Raw genomic sequence first — 17,988 nt, 5'->3', positions numbered from 1 at the left:
TAAAATAAATGGAAAAAGTAAAAGCCAAAAAACATCTCGGACAGCATTTCCTTAAGGATGAAAGCATCGCTAAGGCAATAGCAGATACGTTAAGTTTAAAAGGATATGACGAGGTTCTGGAAATTGGACCAGGAATGGGTGTGTTAACCAAATACTTGTTAGAAAAGCCAATCAATACCTATGTTATCGAAATTGATACTGAATCGGTAACTTATCTAGATGAGAATTATCCAAAATTAAAAGATAAAATTATTTCAAAGGATTTTTTGAAGTATGATATAAATGAAGTTTTTGAGAAAAAACAATTTGCTATAATTGGGAATTTCCCATATAATATTTCTACTCAGATTGTTTTTAAAACATTAGAATATCGTGATCAGATTCCAGAATTTTCTGGAATGTTTCAAAAAGAAGTAGCACAACGTATTTGTGAAAAGAAAGGGTCTAAAGCTTATGGGATACTATCGGTTTTGGCACAGGCTTTTTATGATACCGAATACTTGTTTACGGTAGATGAGAATGTATTTATTCCGCCCCCCAAAGTAAAATCGGGAGTTATGAAAATGACCCGAAAAGAAGATTACAGTTTGCCTTGCGGCGAAAAGTTATTCTTTACAGTAGTGAAAACAGCTTTCCAGCAACGTAGGAAAACGTTACGTAACAGTTTGAAAACATTAAATTTATCAGACAAGTTAAGAGAAGACACTATCTTTGATTTACGCCCGGAACAACTAAACGTGGCAGAATTTATAGCATTAACTCAGAAAATAGAAGCCGATGGAGTTTAAAATCAGCAAAGGTCTAATACAAGAATTAGAAACACTCATTCAGAGTAAAAACGACAAGCAATTGGAAGTTTTATTGAATGATATTCACCATGCTGATATTGCCGAAATCCTGGATGAACTGGATTTTGATAAAGCAACTTACATATTTAAAGTATTAGATAGCGAAAAAACCGCTGAGATTCTTCTGGAATTGGAAGATGATTTGCGTGAGAATATATTAAGCAGGCTTTCGCCAAAAGAGATTGCCGAGGAGCTTGATGAATTAGAAACAAATGATGCTGCTGATATTATTGGTGAATTATCGAAAGATAGAAAAGCCGAAGTAATATCTGAACTTCAGGACGTAGAACATGCTAAAGGCATTGTAGATTTATTACGTTACGCCGAGAATACTGCAGGGGGAATCATGCACAAAGAGTTGGTAAAAGTCAATGAAAATTGGAATGTGCTTACTTGTGTGAAAGAAATGCGAATTCAGGCAGAAAATATTTCAAGAGTACATTCGATTTATGTAGTCGATGATGAAGATAGATTAAAAGGACGTTTGTCGCTTAAGGATTTATTAACCACTTCTACACGAACTCCTGTTAGTGAGGTTTACATTAAGAAATTACATTATGTAGATGTAGAAACTCCCGATGTTGAAGTAGGGCGTATCATGGAAAAATATGACTTGGAAGCAATTCCGGTTGTAGATGAACTGGGACGTTTGGTAGGTCGCATTACGATTGATGATGTTATCGATGTCATAAGAGATGAAATAGAAAAAAGGGATACCGAGGACATTCAGAAATTTGGGGGTTTGGAAGCTCTTGAATTACCGTATGTAGAAACTACTCTTTTTGAAATGGTTAAAAAAAGAGCTACCTGGTTGGTGGTTCTGTTTATTGGAGAAATGTTTACTGCATCTGCAATGGGCTTTTTTGAAGGAGAAATAGAGAAAGCTGTTGTCTTGGCTTTATTTGTTCCGCTTATTATTTCTAGTGGAGGTAATTCGGGATCACAAGCTGCAACACTTATTATTCGTGCAATGGCCTTAAAAGAGTTAACACTAAAAGACTGGTGGTATGTAATGAAAAAAGAAATTGCATCAGGTTTTTTATTGGGTTCTATATTAGGTATTGTTGGTTTTATAAGAATCATGATATGGCAAAAAACAGGATTGTATGAATATGGAATCCATTGGTTTTTTGTTGCACTAACGGTTTCTTTTTCTTTATTATTTATTGTATTGTGGGGAACACTATCTGGGTCGATGATACCATTCATGCTAAAGAAACTTAAGCTGGATCCAGCAACTTCATCTGCACCATTTGTAGCAACATTAGTTGATGTAACGGGATTAGTTATTTACTTTACAATTGCATCCATATTATTAAAAGGCAAGTTATTATAAAAATAAAAGCATGAATTTAAATATACTTAACCACTATATTTCATGCTCTTAGAGTCTTTTTAAGACTCAAATCTATTAAACCAAAACAACCAAAAAACTATAAATTACAACCAGAATGAAAGTACACATAATAGGAGGAGGAAACCTTGGGGTTTCTATAGCCTTAGGGATTGCAAAATTCTCAAAGAATAATCAAGTTACAATTACCAGAAGAAATACAGCTAGTATCTTGTATTTGCAAGAATTAGGAATTACAGTTTCATCAGATAATAAACATAATATACAAGAAGCAGATCTTGTTATCCTGACTATAAAGCCATATCAGGTTGATACGGTTTTGACAGAAATCCTTCCTGTGATTTTTAATAAAACAATTGCTTCGGCAGTAAGTGGTCTTGCTATTGATGTGCTTCAAAACAAAACCAATCAGGAGCATCATGTAGTACGAATTATGCCTAATATTGCAGCGCAATTTGGAGAATCGGCTACATGTATTTCATTTACCGAAAAAGATAGAGCACAAGCGTTACCAGTTGTAACTTTATTTGAAGATTTAGGAACAGCTCCAATTATTGACGAAAAGTTAATGGATGCAGCAACTGTTTTAGGAGCTTGTGGTACAGCGTATGCATTGCGATATATTCGTGCTTCGATGCAAGCAGGAATCGAAATAGGATTTGATTCTCAAACAGCATTAGCAATAGCGGCGCAAACCGTAAAAGGAGCAGCCAAAATGTTGCTAGAGGAAAAAGTACATCCTGAACAATTAATTGATCGCGTAACAACACCACAAGGCTGTACAATTGTTGGTTTGAATGAAATGGAACATAATGGTTTTAGTTCATCTCTAATTAAAGGAATCAAAACTTCTTTAAAACAAATTAAAGGATAGTTTTAAAAATAGTGTTTTATAAAAAAAGGACTTTCAGTTTTAACCGAAAGTCCTTTTTTGTTTTTAAGTATTCTTGATACGTTTCTTTAAAGTCAATTTTAGCCAGATGAATCCCAGTAATCCTGCAATAAATGAAGCAAGCAAAATTGCTATTTTAGAAAAATTAATCACTTCCGGATCTTTAAAAGCAAGTAGGGTTATAAATATGGACATTGTAAATCCAATTCCGCCCAGCATCCCTGCACCTATAACGTAAGACCATTTAAGTTCTTTAGGTAACGTACAAATTCCTAATGTAACACCTAAGAAAGCAAATAGAGTTATTCCTAAAGGTTTCCCAACAACTAATCCTAAAATAATTCCTAGTGTATTAGGATGACTTAAACCTTCATGCCAATCAGAGTTTATAGCAATACACGTATTTGCCAATGCAAACAATGGTAAGATAAAAAACGCAACTGGTTTATGTAAAAAGTGCTGTAGTTTATAAGAAGAAGTTTTCTTGCCTCCATCTCCAAACGGAATTACAAAAGCAAGTAAAACACCTGTTATTGTAGCGTGAACTCCAGAATTTAGCATAAAATACCACATGATAACTCCACCAATTAAATAAACATAGAGATTGTGAACTTTCATTCGATTAAAAATAAATAACACACCTAAAACAGCAAAAGCCAAAGCTAAGTATAGGAACGATATAGTTGTAGTATAGAATAACGCAATAACTACAATAGCACCCAAATCATCGATTACGGCAAGAGCAGTAAGGAATACTTTTAGAGAAGATGGAACTTTGTTTCCTAAAAGAGATAGAATTCCAATTGCAAAAGCAATGTCGGTTGCCATCGGGATTCCAGCTCCGTTTTGTGTATCAGTTCCAAAATTCAGTAATAAAAATATTCCCGCAGGAATAAGCATTCCGCCCAAAGCACCAAAAATTGGTAATGAAGCATTTTTTATACTGGTTAATTCTCCTTGATAAATTTCGCGTTCTAATTCTAATCCTATCAAAAGAAAGAAGATAGTCATCAAACCATCATTTATCCAATGTGTAATAGAATGATGTCCAATGTTAGTTTCCCAAAAAGCAATATAATCGTTTTGGAAAATAGAGTTTGCTAAAAAAAGAGAAAGAATAGTTACGAAAAGTAAAATCAGACCTCCTGATTTTTCACTTTGAAAAAAGGCCTTAAATGTTTTTGTTAATTTCATTTTATATTGTTATTTCAGTGCGAGTTCTACAGCTTTTTGCGCATGAATTGCTGCTGTATTAAATAATTTGGTTGCTGTGTATTCGTTGGTAATTAGTAGTTCAATTTCGGTACATCCTAATATAATTCCTTCCGCGCCTTGGCTTATTAAATCGGTTATTATATCTAAAAGAATAGTTCTTGAATCGGTATTTATTATTCCTTTTACCAATTCTTCATATATTATTCGATGAATTTCGACTCTTTGTTCTTGATTAGGGATTATAGTTTCTATTTTATATTTGTCGAGCAAGCGACCTTTAAAAAAATCTTGTTCCATTGTAAATGAAGTTCCTAACAATCCTATTTTTCTAAAATTTTCTGCATTAATCTTCTCAGCAGTTGCGTCTACAATATGAATTAAAGGAATTGATACGCTTTTTTCTATTTCATCAGATAATTTATGCATTGTGTTTGTGCATAATATGATAAAATCAGCTCCTGCTTTTTCTAGTTGTTGAGCCGCGTCTGACATTAATATTCCTAATTTATTCCAATTGCCTTCTTTTTGCAAAGTTGCAATTTCATTAAAATCTACTGAGTACATTACGGATTTACAGGAATGAACACCACCAAGTTTTTCTTGAACACTCCTATTTATTATTTGATAATATAAAGAAGAACTTTCCCATGACATGCCACCAATCAATCCAATTGTTTTCATAAAATCGTTTTATGCGAATTTACACATTTCTTAGCGAATTCTTTTGGTTAAAACCAAAACCCGTATTTTTTTTGTTACTTTGTTTATCTAATTTAAGTCTTAATTTCATGCCAATTAAAGTTTTACATATCGATAGCAATCACCCAATTCTTTGGGAACAATTACAGGAAGCTGGATTTGAAAACCATGCCGATTTTACTTCTACTAAAGAAGAAATTGAAGCAAAAATTCAGGATTATCAGGGAATTGTAATCAGAAGTCGTTTTAAAATCGACAAACAGTTTATAGATAAAGCAATAAATTTAAAATTTATAGCACGTGTTGGGGCGGGATTAGAAAGCATAGATTGTGATTATGCTCTCTCTAAAGATATCGAACTAATTGCTGCTCCCGAGGGAAACTGTAATGCAGTTGCAGAGCATACATTAGGAATGATTCTGTCACTTTTTAATAAACTAAATCTTGCCGATAGCGAAATACGTTCGGGACAATGGAACCGAGAAAGTAATCGTGGTTATGAACTTGACGGAAAAACGGTAGGGATTATAGGTTATGGTAATATGGGTAAAGCATTTGCAAAAAAACTTAGAGGTTTTGAGGTAGAAGTTTTATGTTATGATATTCAGGATAATGTTGGAGATAAGAATGCTAAACAGGTTTCATTAAAAGAGCTTCAAGAAAAAACCGATGTATTGAGTTTGCATATTCCGTGGACTCCAGAAACAGATAAAATGGTTGATACAGCATTTATTAATGCATTCAAAAAGCCATTATGGATAATTAACACCTCAAGAGGTAAGAACATTGTTACCGCCGATTTAGTTACTGCAATGCAATCAGGGAAAGTGCTTGGAGCTGGTTTAGATGTTTTAGAATATGAAAAATTATCTTTCGAAACACTTTTTCAGGACAAAGATACTCCCGAGGCTTTTCAGTATTTATTAGATGGTCGAAAAGTAATTTTAACACCGCATATTGCAGGTTGGACATTCGAAAGTCATGAGCGTTTAGCCCAAGTAATCGTTGATAAAATTAAAGCAGTTTGTTTGTGAGTAAAAAATTTTAAGACGGATTTGTGAATTTTCTCAATAAAATTTCTATTTTTATTCATTATAAATTATTTAACTAATAAAAATGGAAAATTCAAAATCTGAAGAGTGGAACAACCCACAAATTGTAAAACCAGAAAATAAAAAAGTACTTGCCGGAGTTCTAGCAATTCTGTTAGGAGGATTAGGTATTCATAAATTTATTTTAGGGTATACTCAAGAAGGTATTATTCAGTTAGTTATCGGAGTGGTAACTTGCGGAGTTGGAGGAATAATAGGTCTTGTAGAAGGAATTATTTACTTAACTAAAACTGACGAAGAGTTTTATCAAACCTACCAAGTAGGTAAGAAAGGCTGGTTTTAAGATATAAAATCTCGATTTTTCGAGATTTTTTTTTGGCTTTCATTTTTTTAATTTTAAAAACGATAGTGCTAAAATTAATTAAAAGAAGTTATTTCTTATAATTTTTTATATTTGCAAAAAATGGAGTATCCGAAAATCCATAAATAGAGTAGGGACCAATCAAAACCAAAATTTAATAATGGATACACAAAAAGTTGATATGTTTATGATGATGAATGCAAAATATTTTGAAGGGCATCATTTAAACGCAATCAGAGAAAAACTTTTAAGTTTAGACGAAAGCCAATGGCAAAGATTACAATTAACTCAATTTAAAGATCCAACAACAGCTTTGTTGATTTCTATTTTTGCTGGTGCATACGGAATTGACCGTTTTTATATTGGCGATACTGGAATGGGAGTAGGTAAATTACTTACTTGTGGAGGTTTTATGATTTGGGCTATTGTAGATTGGTTTTTAATCCAAGGAGCTACCAAAGAAAAAAATGCAATGGCATTTAACAATACATTTTTGTAAAACATGACAAAAAACAAGCTTTATGCGTTAACTTTAATTGCTTGTTTTTTAGGGTATAGTTGGTTGTTCTTTTTTGATTTTGTATCACATTTAAATTCAGATCATGATCTTACGGTCTGTCTTTTTAAAAGAATAACCACTATTCCTTGTCCTTCTTGTGGAACTACACGAGCAGTCGACAGTTTTTTTAAAGGAAATATACTCACTTCTTTATACCTAAATCCATTCGGAATTATTGTAGCAGGAATAATGCTTATTGCTCCAGGCTGGATTGCGTTTGATTACTTCACAAAAAGACAATCTTTTTACGATTTCTACATTAAAACAGAAACAATAATTAGGACAAAAAAAGTTGCAATACTGTTGATTATTTTAGTAATTATCAATTGGATTTGGAATATAAACAAACAAATATGACCGCATTAAATAAGTTTAATTACAAACCTTATGATAGTGAGTTAGAAAGAGCATCAAATAGTTATTTGATGTCACTTGTTGCTGTGCTAGGAGGTTTGCCGTTGCCAATTATGAATTTATTGGCATCCGTTTTTTTTTATTTAGGAAACAGAAAAAGTACAGCTTTTGTTAAATGGCATTGTACACAAGCATTATTGGCACAACTAGGTATGTTTTTCTTTAATACCGTAGGTTTTTGGTGGACTATCTCGATTGTTTTCAAAGAAGGTCAGTTTACCAATACATATATAGCGTATATGTTAACGATAATAGGTTTTAATCTAGTGGAGTTTATATTTACCTTATATCTGGCAAGTCAGACAAGAAAAGGAAATCATATCGAAATATACTTTTTTGCCGATATTACTAATTTAATTTGCAAGACCAATGAAAACACTATTTAGAGGACTAACCATCGTAGGAGCTTTTTTTGGTATATGGTTTTTATTAGCACAAATAGATTATATCACTTTCTTTAAAATTGACAAAGCCAAAAGCGCTACCGAAAAAGGAGTTGGCGATATGATTTGGGATCAAATTAAAAAGACAGAAGATATAATCGTGAATGATTCTATTACTAAAACATTAGATAAATTGCTAGATCCATTATGTAAAGAAAATGGAATTGTGCGCGATAGTCTTAAAGTTCATATTATTCAAAAAGATGAGGTAAATGCATTTGCTTTGCCAGACGGACATTTGGTAATATATTCAGGTTTAATCGAAGCTTCAAAAAATGAGCAAGCATTAATAGGTGTATTAGGACATGAAATTGCTCATATAGAGAATGACCATGTCATGAAAAAGCTATCTAAAGAAATTGGTTTTTCTGTTCTTATGTCTATTACAACAGGAAACAATGGGAGCGTAATAAAAGAAGTAATGCATACATTATCTTCTACAGCTTATGATCGTTCACTCGAGAAAGAGGCAGATATTACTAGTGTAGAATATATGCTTAAGGCAAAAGTTGACCCAGCACCATTTGCAGATTTCCTTTATGATATGTCATTTGATAAAAGTTTTGGAGGAGCTTTATCCTGGATAAGCACACATCCAGAATCTGAGGCCAGAGCCAAATATATTTTGGAATATATAAAAGGTAAAAAACTAGAGAAGAAAATGATATTGTCTCAAAAAGAATGGGATGGTTTCAAAAAAGCGGTAAACGATTATGAAAATTAATAGCTGCTATTAGTTTTATTTAATCAAACAAAAGTAGTTTACATAAAATAAAAAATCCCGTTTCATCGAAACGGGATTTTTGTTTTTATAAGAGTAGAGAAATTAATCGTCTTTCTCTGCAAGTTTTCTTTCTAATTCTATCTGAAATTCTTCAATAACCGGTTTCATTGTGCTTTCCGGAATGTCGGCAATACGAATGTACATTAAACCATCGATAGCATTATTAAATAAAGGGTCAACATTAAAAGCTACTACACGCGCATTTTGTTTGATGTATTTTTTAATCAAAACAGGCAAACGTAAGTTTCCTGGTTCTAACTCGTCAATGATTTTATCAAACTTGTTCAAATCCGATTCAGCTTCATCAAAAATAAAGTCCTTATCAGCATCTTTTAGTTTAACCTTGTATGCTTTTTTCGGGTGAATGTATTGCGCAATATAAGGATCGTAATAATTAGATTTCATAAACTCAATCATCAATGATTTAGAAAAATCTGAGAATTGATTACTAATACTTACACCACCAAGCAAATATTTATGCTCAGGATAACGCAACGTTGTATGAATGATTCCTTTCCATAATAAGAAAAGAGGCATTGGTTTTTGTTGGTATTCCTTAATAATAAATGCACGCCCCATCTCGATAGATTTATGCATCATATCATGAAGTTCAGGCTCGAATCTAAAAAGGTCATTTAGATAAAAACCGTCCATTCCGTATTTAGGATAAATCTCAGAACCTAATCCCATACGGTAAGCACCAGATATTTTTTTTGCATCATCATCCCATAAAAACATATGGTGATAATATTGGTCGTATTGATCAATATCAATAGGCTCATTTGTTCCTTCACCAACCTCACGGAAGGTAATTTCGCGTAAGCGGCCGATTTCATGTAATATATTCGGAATATTTTTCGCTTCAGCAAAAAACACTTCGTAGTTTTTACTTTGTAATAATCTGCAATCTGTGTTTCTTAAAATTTCAACCTCTGCATTTATCTTGTTTCCATTTGCAGGAGTAACAATTTCCTTAGGACTTTTAGTAATCTTTAAGTTTGCAGTATCTAGCAATTTATGTTCCTTCTCAAAAGGATTTGCCAGCATATAAGTTTTCTTTCTTAAAAACTCCGAGTATTCTTCAAAAGATTCAAGTTCGTTTTGTTCGTTAACCGAAATAGGTTTTCCGATACGTACCTTAATAACACGATCCTTTTGAGTAAGCAATTCCGATGGTAATTTTGCTGTACGCAAAGTATCATCTATTTTAGAAAGCCAATAGAACAATTTACTGTTTTTGGCATGAAAATAAATAGGAACAACAGGCACTTTGGCTTTTCTGATTAATTTAATCGCGCCTTCCTCCCAAGGTTTATCCACCACTAATTTCCCGTCTTTATAAGTAGAAACCTCACCAGCAGGAAAAATCCCTAAAGGTTTTCCGTCACTTAAATGACGAAACGTTTCTTTTATTCCAACCACGCTTGATTTTGCATCCTTATGATTCTCAAAAGGATTTACAGGCATGATATATTTTTTTAACGGAACAATACGGTGTAACAGGAAGTTAGCAATAATCTTAAAATTAGGCTCTCTTTCAAGCATTAACTTTAACAATAAAATGCCATCAATACCACCAAGCGGATGGTTTGAGATAGTAATATAAGCACCGTCTTTAGGTAATCGTTTTAAATCTTCTTCCGGGATTTCGAATTTTATTTGTAAATCATCCAAAACTCCATTCAAAAAAGGGAGATCTTCTAAATGTTTATTCCTATCGTAAATCTTGTTCAAGGTCGATATCTTTAGTACCTTCATAAGGACCCAGCCAGAAAAAGTACCTAACACCCCGTACTTGTCAACATTTATTGCCTTGGCAACTTCTTTCGCGGTAACTAAACCCATGTACAATTTGTTTTTTAGAGCAGGAAACAAAGATAACAAAAAACTCTACTTTTCCTTAATTCTTATTCAAACTTTCCGCTTTTTTATTACATTTGAAATACATAAAAAAAATTGTAATGAAAATTATTTCTTATAACGTAAACGGAATTCGTGCTGCAATTTCAAAAGGATTTATCGATTGGTTACAACATGCAAATCCGGATGTTATTTGTCTTCAGGAGATTAAAGCGACAGAAGATCAAATTCCGGTAGAAGATATTACCAAAGCAGGTTACCCATATCAGTATTATTATCCAGCTACAAAAAAAGGATATAGTGGTGTTGCTATCCTTTCAAAAACAAAACCAAATAACGTTGTGTACGGAACCGGAATTCAGCACATGGATTTTGAAGGAAGAAACCTTCGAGCAGATTTCGACACTTGCTCTGTAATGAGTTTATACCTTCCGTCAGGAACCAATATTCAGCGATTGGATCATAAATTCATGTTTATGGATGATTTTCAGACCTATATTAATGAGCTTAAAAAAACAACACCAAATCTTATTATTTGCGGTGATTACAACATTTGTCACGAAGCGATAGATATCCATGATCCTGTTCGTAACAAAACAGTTTCAGGGTTTTTACCAGCCGAACGCGCTTGGTTAGATGGATTCATGAAAACAGGATTTATAGATAGTTTCCGCCACTTTAACAAAGAACCACACAATTATTCATGGTGGAGTTACCGTGCAGGAGCAAGAGGAAATAACAAAGGATGGAGAATTGATTATAATTTAGTTAGCGATAGCTTACAACACAAACTAAAACGTGCCGTTATATTACCAGACGCAGTACATTCTGACCATTGCCCGGTTTTAGTCGAAATCGAAGATTAATGGTATCATTATTGTTAGATACACACAAGATTTAAGCAAACTCCAGCAAAGTATTTTTTTAGGAGCTGTTTACTTCGTCAGTTCGCTTCGCTCGTGTCCTGCTTTCCGCTATAAATAAAATTCACTGAACACATATGTGAAATATGAACTTAGTGAAGTAATCTGAATGTTTTTAAAGGAAAAACATAAAGGATTTTCGCTATAAATGAGAATTCACTGAACTCATATAAAAATAAAAGTATAGTGAAGTAATCAGGGCTAGAATCGTGCTAATACCAATAATTAAAAAAGAATAAGAAAATCTCAAATAATAAACACCACAAAAAAATGATTAAAAAAGCTTCAATCGGATTATTGATACTTGCGCTTACAACATCGTGTGTATCCAAAAAAATATACAACGATCTGGAAACGAAATTTGCCGATTTAAAAAAAGAAAATCGTTCAATCTCCGATGAAAATGCCGAATTGCTAAAAGCAAAAAATCAATTAGAGTTAGACCGTGACGGATTAAATAAAAATCTTGCTACAACTAAAGCTGAACTAGAAAAGCAAAAAGCTGATTATGCAGCTGCACAAAACAAATTAAAAGTTTTGCAAGACTCTTATGATGCGTTAGAAAAAAACAGTAATGAAGCTTTAAAAAGCAACATGAATAAAAACCGTGAGTTACTAGAACAACTAGAAGCCAAAGGAAAAGCATTAGGAGCAGAACAAGCACGTTTAGACAAAACAGCAAAACGTTTAGACGAACTAGAATCTATGATAGCAGCTAAAGAAGCAGCTATGAAAAAGCTAAAAGAAACCCTATCAAAAGCCCTAAACGGATTTGAAGGGAAAGGATTGACAGTAGAGCAAAAGAACGGAAAAGTATATGTTTCTATGGAAAACAAATTACTTTTTAATTCAGGAAGTTGGTCAGTAGGAACAGAAGGTAAAAAAGCCGTTGTAGAACTAGGGAAAGTATTAGGAGACAATCCAGATCTTTCAGTATTGATAGAAGGACATACAGATGATGATCCCTATGTAGGTTCAGGAGTAATTACAAACAACTGGGATTTATCGACTAAGAGAGCAACAGCAATTGTAGCGATCTTAAGCGAAAACAGTAAAATCAACAAACAAAAGTTAACTGCTGCAGGTCGTGGAGAATTCTCTCCATTGGCAAGCAACGCAACTCCAGAAGGAAAAGCTAAAAACCGTAGAATCGAAATCATCCTAACACCAAGATTAGATGAAATCGCCGAAATGTTAAATAGCATTAATTAAGTTACTAAGGAACTGAGGTTCTAAGGTACAAAGAAACAAAGGTTCAGGGTTTATACTCTGGACCTTTTTTTGTTTTCTGGTTATACTACAAAGTCTTTTTTGATCTTGGGAGTATTAAGTTAGAATTAAGTTTAAAAGTAATACATATCAAAAAAGATATTTATAGAGTATTTACTCAATATTGTCATTTCGAGGAACGAGAAATCTCCGTAAGAAATTCCATAATCTTTGTCGAGCTACTCGTGAAGATTTCTCGTTCCTCGAAATGACAAGTTTATGGTAATTCTGATATGGCTTTAACAGATTTCAAAAATCTTTTAATCTGTAACAGAAAATAAAACAAGATTATCTCCGAAGATGACTATGGCATAAAAAGGTTTAGAGTTTTTTAACTTTGAACCTTTTTCTTTTGAAATATTGCTTTGTACCTTTGAGCCTTATTCGTAAAAAGCTTAGAATCTTAGCAACTCAGTACCTTAGACCCTTTAAAAAAATGAAATACACTACAATTCCCAATACCGATATTAAAGTAAGTAAAATAAACCTTGGTACGATGACTTTTGGTCAACAAAATACCGAAGCCGAAGGACACGCTCAAATGGATTATGCGCTAGAACAAGGCGTTAATTTTTTTGATACTGCCGAGATGTATTCTATTCCTGCAAGTAAAGAAACTTACGGAAGTACAGAAAAGATTATAGGAACCTGGTTTAAAAAATCAGGAAAAAGAGAAGATGTGGTTTTGGCAACCAAAATCGCTGGACCAAATGATAATTTTGGCTATATGCGTGAGAAAATAGATTTCTCGCCAGCAAGTTTAAAATATGCATTAGACCAAAGTTTACAAAGATTACAAACCGATTACGTAGACATATACCAACTGCATTGGCCAGAGCGTAAAACAAATTGTTTTGGACAACGCGGACTTAAAATTCAGGACGACGCTTGGGAAGATAATATCCATGAAGTTCTACAAACTATGGAAGGTTTTATAAAAGAAGGAAAGATTAAACATGTAGGACTTTCTAATGAAAATCCTTGGGGAATTATGCGTTTTCTAGAAGAGAATAAATACAATAATTTGCCAAGAGTTAAAACAATTCAAAATCCATATTCATTATTAAATCGTCTTTTCGAGAATGCTTCTGTTGAGGTTTGTATGCGAGAGAATATAGGTTTATTAGCGTATTCGCCAATGGCTTTTGGAGTATTATCAGGTAAATTTTTATCTGGAGAAAAACATCCAAACTCAAGACTTAATTTGTTTCCACAATATACAAGATATAGTAGTGAGCAAAGTACCAAAGCAGCACGTATGTATCAGGAAATTGCTAATAAACATGGTTTAAATTTTGCACAAATGTCATTGGCATTTGTAAATCAGCAACCATTTGTAACAAGTACTATTATTGGAGCAACTACTTTGGAGCAATTAAAAGAAAATATAGATTCTATTAACCTTACATTATCAGACGAAGTTATTGCCGAAATAAATGCTGTTCACGCTGTAATTCCTGATCCAGCACCGTAGTTTAGTTTTTAGCTTCAGTCTCAGTTTTCAGTTACTACAAACCTTTCTAGCATAGATTGTCATAAAGGAACGCGGATAACACAGATTTACAAAAGTAAAGACGCGATCCCGAAGCGTCGGGACGGATTTTTTAAAAAGACTATAAAGAAAATCTGTTTTTATCTGCGTTTTCGCCTTAGCGAATCCGTTTTATCAGCGTTCCATATTAAGCATTACTGGAGATATTAAAATAAAAATCCCGATACACGTTTAATTGTATCGGGATTTTATTTTGAAAGAGATTTATAAATTTAATACCTGATCTTTAGGATATCTTACTTTATAACTAATTCGGAATTTCTTGATTTCATTAGGCTTCATTTGCAATTGCCAAGTCAATATTCCAGTTTCGGCGTTTACTTTTGCACCATCACTTTGTAATAATTCAACTTCGATTTCTTTATTCGTAGTCAAAGGATATTGATCTTTTAATAAAAGTTCAATAGCTTCTTTTTTGTTGTTTTTTACTGTGATATCATACGTAAAAGTCTGTTCTTTTTTAGAAGATAAAAACTTAGTTCCCGATTTGTCGGCTACTTTTTCACGTTTTATAGATACTTTCTTATCACGACCCATACTTAAATTTAAAGTATCACTAGTCTGACTTGGTTCGATAAAAGTTTTACCTACATACATTCCTTCAAAAATAATATTGGCTTCACCTCTTAACAAATTGTATTTGCTATAATCTGCAATTTCAGCAAGAAGGAAAGCTTCGTTTTCTACTCTTGGCGCAGCATAATATTTATATGATGAAGGCAATTTTATTTCTTTTAGAGAAACACTATGTACTTTACCGTTAGATAAAATGTCATAAGGAATATCAATATCAAAAGAAACATTAAGTTGATTCTCTTCGACAGTCGTGTAATCTGAAACAGATGATTTCTTCATTGCAACTGGTGCTACAACTACAGTTTCCATTAATGCATTGTCTTCTGCAACCCTTCCTTGCAGTTGATTCATTACACTTTTTTGTTGGTAAGCATATGGTTGACTAATATTATTATTTCTCAAAAACCAAGAACTTAGTATCGGTGCCTGATTGTTTTGGTTAGGATAACCACTAGATAAAGTAAGTTTTACTTTTTTCCAATCGATACCTGTATTTTGGATTACCTGAGCTTTGTACATCATATTAATAGGCGATGTAACACTCTCGGCACGTAGGTCATAAAACGGAGTCCAGGTAGCATTATTTGTTAAGTACGAAATATCTAATGGAACAGCACCTGCAACTTCATTCATAACCTGAACGATTAGTTTTCCCGATGAGGTTTTCTCTTCTTTACTCGTATCAACTTCAAGTTTATTACTTAGTTTTTGAAGTGTTTCGTTAAGCTTTTGTTGCTTCTCAGTAAGTGTATTAATAGTATTGGCGATTTCGATTTGCTTGTTTTTATAATACTCAACCATTTTCATTAATTCAGTTACATTCAAACCAGAATTCACACCCGAAATTTGTTGATTTTTATCTAGAAGTTGAATTGTTTTAGTCTCAGAATTTATCGTGTTATTAACTTTCTGAAGCTCTTTCTGAACCAAAACAATACTATCTCTAACTCTTTTTAAAGCGGGAGATTTAGTATCTACTTCATATTCGGAGATATAATTATTAGTAAACTGAACCGAAAGAACCGTTACTGTCGATGGAGTTCCTATTTGTATAGAATTTTCATTTAAGTCTACGGCAACATTTTTTATCACAATCTCGCTTGTTCCTAACGGAAGATTAGCGCTTGCCGTTTGCGAAATTTCGGCAGCATTAAAATATACTGTTGCGGCTTTTACTTTAGCCGTTGTAAAGATTGGCTTTTGTGCAAATGCAATTGCGCCAATCAATAATAAAGTTGATGTTACTATTTTTTTTATCATGAGTTTAATATTTAAATTGTTTGTTTAGGGGAATAAGGATTACAAATAACGAAAATTTGAATGGGTTTTAATAGTAGATAACGAGAATGATTTTCTTTTTAGAGTTATCAATTATGTTTTCAACTACACCAAAAAACTTTTCATTTACCATCGGACATCCATAACTGTTGCAAATCGGATTTATTTGTTCTTCAAAAGGAACATCCTTATATTTATGCAAAACCACATTTCTATCAAAAGCATTATCGTTGGTTTTGTCTAATCCGTATAACTTGTATGCCTTCCCAAAAGTGCCTTCATACGAATACCCAATCGAGTATTTTCCTAACGAGGTAGAAAGTGAATTATTTACGTTGCTAAATTTTAACTTCCCAGGGATTCCAGTTTCTGAGCCAGAGCCATGACCAACCAAACCTTTGTTAAGTAGTTTATCGTTTTTTAAATCATATATAAAAAAGCGTTTCTTGCCAGAAGCAATTCCCATATCGATAAAAAAGCCAACTTCGGTATTGTATTTCGAAGATGTGTTTACAAACTTTTTAATCTCGTTTATCTGGCTTTCTAGTTTTTCTTTAGAAGAAGATTTTGAACTAGTTGATTGAGGATTTTCTTCTTTATGGATGCATTTAAAACTAACAGAAAATACTCCTATAAAAATCAAAAAGAGGATACTCTTTTTCATATTCTTAAATAATTTATTTTTCACACTTTATTTATTTCTCAACAGTATATCCTTTAACTTTTGCAAGAGCAACAATCGATGTGTTTATGGCATTACCCAAATCATCTTGTTTTTTTGTCTTTTTTGCTTCGGTATCTATATAGCCTTGACGTTTTTTAGCAAGTTCGCTAATTTCCTTTTGAATATTTTCTCTTTCTTTGGTTTTTTGTGCAACAATTACTTTTAATTCGGCAGTAGATTTATTCTGAAGTTCAGCAGGCAATTCTTCTTTTTTTATTTTCGAAATAGCTGTAGCGTCATCTTTTACTTTATCAACTAGATCCCAACTATCGTTTTTATAAACAGCTTTAGATTTACTCACTGCGCGTTCAGCATAATTAGATGCAGAAACTCCCTGAGCATTTCTATCTTGTTTTTCCTGATTCATTTTTTTCTCAGAGCCTTTTGAACCATAACCAATATAAGTTTTATTGATTTTTTCATTGCATTTAGTAATTTCAACATCATAAGGAGTTACTATATAACGAACCGTTTGGTTGGAATCAATATTAAAGTATTTACCTTTTCCATAATCGGCACCATCTTTCCATAATTCATTTATACCTTGGGTTTTATCACCACAATAAATAGTATTTACATAAATATCATTCTTTAAAGCATTGCTAATGGCTTCTTTATAATTAATTCCACCCTGATTAAATTCTTCGTTTCCTGCAATATAAATTAGCTTCATATTGTTATTGTCCTTTGCCCATTTTAATTGTTTGGTTGCGTCCTGAATCACGGCTCCGCAGTATTCGTTACCACCATTTGTACTTAGAGAAAATAGTTTTTCCGAAATCAAATCCAAATCGGTCGAAAGTGGTGCTATTTGTCGGATGTAATTAGATTGTTTCGATAAACCGTCATTGCCATATTCATACAAAGCAATTTCGATATCGGGATTTTGTCCATTGTATTTTAAAGTTGTCAAAGTGTTCACAATATTCCAAAGTCGGGATTTTGCCTGGTCAATTAATCCATCCATACTACTAGAAGTATCTAATAATAATGCAACTTGTATTTTGGTTTTTTCTGCAGTTATTGGTTTTTCAATTTTAGTATTCTTCTTGAAGTTTGCATTAGTATAATTGCTATTTGCAAAAGAGAATGTAGTTGCTAAAAGCGCTGAGATAAGGATTGATGTTTTCATGATTTCCTATGTTTTAGATTGTGATTATAGACCAAACTTATAAACTTAAAGAG

General features: G+C 32.8%; 18 protein-coding genes. 12 read left to right on the top strand and 6 right to left on the bottom strand.

Translation table 11 applies throughout. From position 1 onward, the window contains the following. Positions 1-8 precede the first annotated feature (8 nt). The 3 genes from rsmA to proC all read left to right on the top strand — a co-directional run bounded on the left by rsmA (position 9) and on the right by proC (position 3,076). A complete protein-coding gene (rsmA, locus tag SHI72_RS20305) occupies positions 9-788 on the top strand; it encodes a 16S rRNA (adenine(1518)-N(6)/adenine(1519)-N(6))-dimethyltransferase RsmA (RefSeq protein WP_086895766.1) in 780 nt (259 codons plus the stop codon). Further along, positions 778-2,184: a magnesium transporter gene (mgtE, locus tag SHI72_RS20300; RefSeq protein ID WP_039118128.1), complete on the top strand. Its 1,407-nt coding sequence runs from the start codon at positions 778-780 to the stop codon at positions 2,182-2,184. Before rsmA ends, mgtE begins: the two co-directional genes overlap by 11 nt. A gap of 115 nt (positions 2,185-2,299) precedes the next feature. Beyond that, the gene (gene proC / locus SHI72_RS20295) at positions 2,300-3,076 is read left to right on the top strand and encodes a pyrroline-5-carboxylate reductase (protein WP_039116562.1); all 777 of its coding nucleotides are present in this window, start codon (positions 2,300-2,302) and stop codon (positions 3,074-3,076) included. 63 nt (positions 3,077-3,139) lie between these two features. On the opposite strand, the gene nhaA is transcribed toward proC, so the two are convergent. Both nhaA and SHI72_RS20285 read right to left on the bottom strand, forming a co-directional pair. Continuing rightward, on the bottom strand, positions 3,140-4,288 hold the full coding sequence (gene nhaA / locus SHI72_RS20290) for a Na+/H+ antiporter NhaA (RefSeq protein WP_323491199.1): 1,149 nt from the start codon (positions 4,286-4,288) through the stop codon (positions 3,140-3,142). Positions 4,289-4,297: 9 nt separating this feature from the next. Then, positions 4,298-4,990: an aspartate/glutamate racemase family protein gene (locus SHI72_RS20285; RefSeq protein ID WP_323491198.1), complete on the bottom strand. Its 693-nt coding sequence runs from the start codon at positions 4,988-4,990 to the stop codon at positions 4,298-4,300. Between the two features lie 107 nt (positions 4,991-5,097). Between SHI72_RS20285 and SHI72_RS20280 the strand changes: the two genes are divergently transcribed. From SHI72_RS20280 to SHI72_RS20255, 6 genes are all read left to right on the top strand, one after another. After that, complete coding sequence (locus SHI72_RS20280; protein ID WP_323491197.1) at positions 5,098-6,042, top strand: 2-hydroxyacid dehydrogenase; 945 nt, start codon at positions 5,098-5,100, stop codon at positions 6,040-6,042. Positions 6,043-6,124: 82 nt separating this feature from the next. Then, on the top strand, positions 6,125-6,403 hold the full coding sequence (locus SHI72_RS20275; protein ID WP_039116557.1) for a TM2 domain-containing protein: 279 nt from the start codon (positions 6,125-6,127) through the stop codon (positions 6,401-6,403). Between the two features lie 178 nt (positions 6,404-6,581). Continuing rightward, positions 6,582-6,920, top strand: coding sequence for a TM2 domain-containing protein (locus tag SHI72_RS20270; protein ID WP_039116556.1), 339 nt, complete (start codon positions 6,582-6,584; stop codon positions 6,918-6,920). Between the two features lie 3 nt (positions 6,921-6,923). Then, positions 6,924-7,337: a DUF2752 domain-containing protein gene (locus SHI72_RS20265; RefSeq protein ID WP_039116555.1), complete on the top strand. Its 414-nt coding sequence runs from the start codon at positions 6,924-6,926 to the stop codon at positions 7,335-7,337. After that, positions 7,334-7,780 (top strand): DUF4870 domain-containing protein, encoded by a 447-nt coding sequence (locus SHI72_RS20260; RefSeq protein WP_039116553.1) that lies wholly within the window; start codon positions 7,334-7,336, stop codon positions 7,778-7,780. The genes SHI72_RS20265 and SHI72_RS20260 overlap by 4 nt, the downstream gene beginning before the upstream one ends. Further along, positions 7,764-8,561 carry a M48 family metallopeptidase gene (locus SHI72_RS20255; protein WP_039118133.1) on the top strand — a complete coding sequence of 266 codons (798 nt, stop codon included), beginning with the start codon at positions 7,764-7,766 and terminating at the stop codon, positions 8,559-8,561. Before SHI72_RS20260 ends, SHI72_RS20255 begins: the two co-directional genes overlap by 17 nt. A 102-nt stretch (positions 8,562-8,663) precedes the next feature. Here the strand turns inward: SHI72_RS20255 and SHI72_RS20250 are convergent, their stop codons facing one another. Beyond that, positions 8,664-10,466 carry a GNAT family N-acyltransferase gene (locus tag SHI72_RS20250; RefSeq protein WP_039116549.1) on the bottom strand — a complete coding sequence of 601 codons (1,803 nt, stop codon included), beginning with the start codon at positions 10,464-10,466 and terminating at the stop codon, positions 8,664-8,666. Between the two features lie 116 nt (positions 10,467-10,582). On the opposite strand from SHI72_RS20250, the gene SHI72_RS20245 reads away from it, so the two are divergent. From SHI72_RS20245 to SHI72_RS20235, 3 genes are all read left to right on the top strand, one after another. Beyond that, the gene (locus tag SHI72_RS20245; RefSeq protein WP_323491196.1) at positions 10,583-11,347 is read left to right on the top strand and encodes an exodeoxyribonuclease III; all 765 of its coding nucleotides are present in this window, start codon (positions 10,583-10,585) and stop codon (positions 11,345-11,347) included. Between the two features lie 327 nt (positions 11,348-11,674). Beyond that, on the top strand, positions 11,675-12,616 hold the full coding sequence (locus SHI72_RS20240) for an OmpA/MotB family protein (protein WP_323491195.1): 942 nt from the start codon (positions 11,675-11,677) through the stop codon (positions 12,614-12,616). 493 nt (positions 12,617-13,109) lie between these two features. Further along, entirely contained in the window at positions 13,110-14,147 is a 1,038-nt protein-coding gene (locus tag SHI72_RS20235; protein ID WP_323491194.1) for an NADP(H)-dependent aldo-keto reductase, read from the top strand. A 282-nt stretch (positions 14,148-14,429) separates the two neighbouring features. Here the strand turns inward: SHI72_RS20235 and SHI72_RS20230 are convergent, their stop codons facing one another. The 3 genes from SHI72_RS20230 to SHI72_RS20220 form a co-directional block, all read right to left on the bottom strand. Continuing rightward, complete coding sequence (locus SHI72_RS20230; RefSeq protein WP_323491193.1) at positions 14,430-16,061, bottom strand: DUF4139 domain-containing protein; 1,632 nt, start codon at positions 16,059-16,061, stop codon at positions 14,430-14,432. Between the two features lie 67 nt (positions 16,062-16,128). Then, on the bottom strand, positions 16,129-16,743 hold the full coding sequence (locus SHI72_RS20225) for a murein L,D-transpeptidase catalytic domain-containing protein (RefSeq protein WP_323491192.1): 615 nt from the start codon (positions 16,741-16,743) through the stop codon (positions 16,129-16,131). Positions 16,744-16,774: 31 nt separating this feature from the next. After that, positions 16,775-17,935 (bottom strand): vWA domain-containing protein, encoded by a 1,161-nt coding sequence (locus SHI72_RS20220; RefSeq protein WP_039118139.1) that lies wholly within the window; start codon positions 17,933-17,935, stop codon positions 16,775-16,777. Positions 17,936-17,988 lie beyond the last annotated feature (53 nt).

Source organism: Flavobacterium sp. PL02 (assembly GCF_035013205.1).
GTDB lineage: Bacteria > Bacteroidota > Bacteroidia > Flavobacteriales > Flavobacteriaceae > Flavobacterium.
This window is presented reverse-complemented; position numbering and strand designations above follow the sequence as displayed.

What these genes read in the sequence shown, in the direction of transcription:
- nhaA (WP_323491199.1), bottom strand. Translation starts at nt 4,288, where the DNA reads ATGAAATTAACAAAAACATTTAAGGCCTTTTTTCAAAGTGAAAAATCA.
- SHI72_RS20230 (WP_323491193.1), bottom strand. Translation starts at nt 16,061, where the DNA reads ATGATAAAAAAAATAGTAACATCAACTTTATTATTGATTGGCGCAATT.
- rsmA (WP_086895766.1), top strand. Translation starts at nt 9, where the DNA reads ATGGAAAAAGTAAAAGCCAAAAAACATCTCGGACAGCATTTCCTTAAG.
- SHI72_RS20220 (WP_039118139.1), bottom strand. Translation starts at nt 17,935, where the DNA reads ATGAAAACATCAATCCTTATCTCAGCGCTTTTAGCAACTACATTCTCT.
- SHI72_RS20225 (WP_323491192.1), bottom strand. Translation starts at nt 16,743, where the DNA reads ATGAAAAAGAGTATCCTCTTTTTGATTTTTATAGGAGTATTTTCTGTT.
- SHI72_RS20255 (WP_039118133.1), top strand. Translation starts at nt 7,764, where the DNA reads ATGAAAACACTATTTAGAGGACTAACCATCGTAGGAGCTTTTTTTGGT.
- SHI72_RS20235 (WP_323491194.1), top strand. Translation starts at nt 13,110, where the DNA reads ATGAAATACACTACAATTCCCAATACCGATATTAAAGTAAGTAAAATA.
- SHI72_RS20270 (WP_039116556.1), top strand. Translation starts at nt 6,582, where the DNA reads ATGGATACACAAAAAGTTGATATGTTTATGATGATGAATGCAAAATAT.
- SHI72_RS20265 (WP_039116555.1), top strand. Translation starts at nt 6,924, where the DNA reads ATGACAAAAAACAAGCTTTATGCGTTAACTTTAATTGCTTGTTTTTTA.
- proC (WP_039116562.1), top strand. Translation starts at nt 2,300, where the DNA reads ATGAAAGTACACATAATAGGAGGAGGAAACCTTGGGGTTTCTATAGCC.
- SHI72_RS20275 (WP_039116557.1), top strand. Translation starts at nt 6,125, where the DNA reads ATGGAAAATTCAAAATCTGAAGAGTGGAACAACCCACAAATTGTAAAA.
- SHI72_RS20250 (WP_039116549.1), bottom strand. Translation starts at nt 10,466, where the DNA reads ATGGGTTTAGTTACCGCGAAAGAAGTTGCCAAGGCAATAAATGTTGAC.
- SHI72_RS20280 (WP_323491197.1), top strand. Translation starts at nt 5,098, where the DNA reads ATGCCAATTAAAGTTTTACATATCGATAGCAATCACCCAATTCTTTGG.
- SHI72_RS20285 (WP_323491198.1), bottom strand. Translation starts at nt 4,990, where the DNA reads ATGAAAACAATTGGATTGATTGGTGGCATGTCATGGGAAAGTTCTTCT.
- SHI72_RS20245 (WP_323491196.1), top strand. Translation starts at nt 10,583, where the DNA reads ATGAAAATTATTTCTTATAACGTAAACGGAATTCGTGCTGCAATTTCA.
- SHI72_RS20260 (WP_039116553.1), top strand. Translation starts at nt 7,334, where the DNA reads ATGACCGCATTAAATAAGTTTAATTACAAACCTTATGATAGTGAGTTA.
- SHI72_RS20240 (WP_323491195.1), top strand. Translation starts at nt 11,675, where the DNA reads ATGATTAAAAAAGCTTCAATCGGATTATTGATACTTGCGCTTACAACA.
- mgtE (WP_039118128.1), top strand. Translation starts at nt 778, where the DNA reads ATGGAGTTTAAAATCAGCAAAGGTCTAATACAAGAATTAGAAACACTC.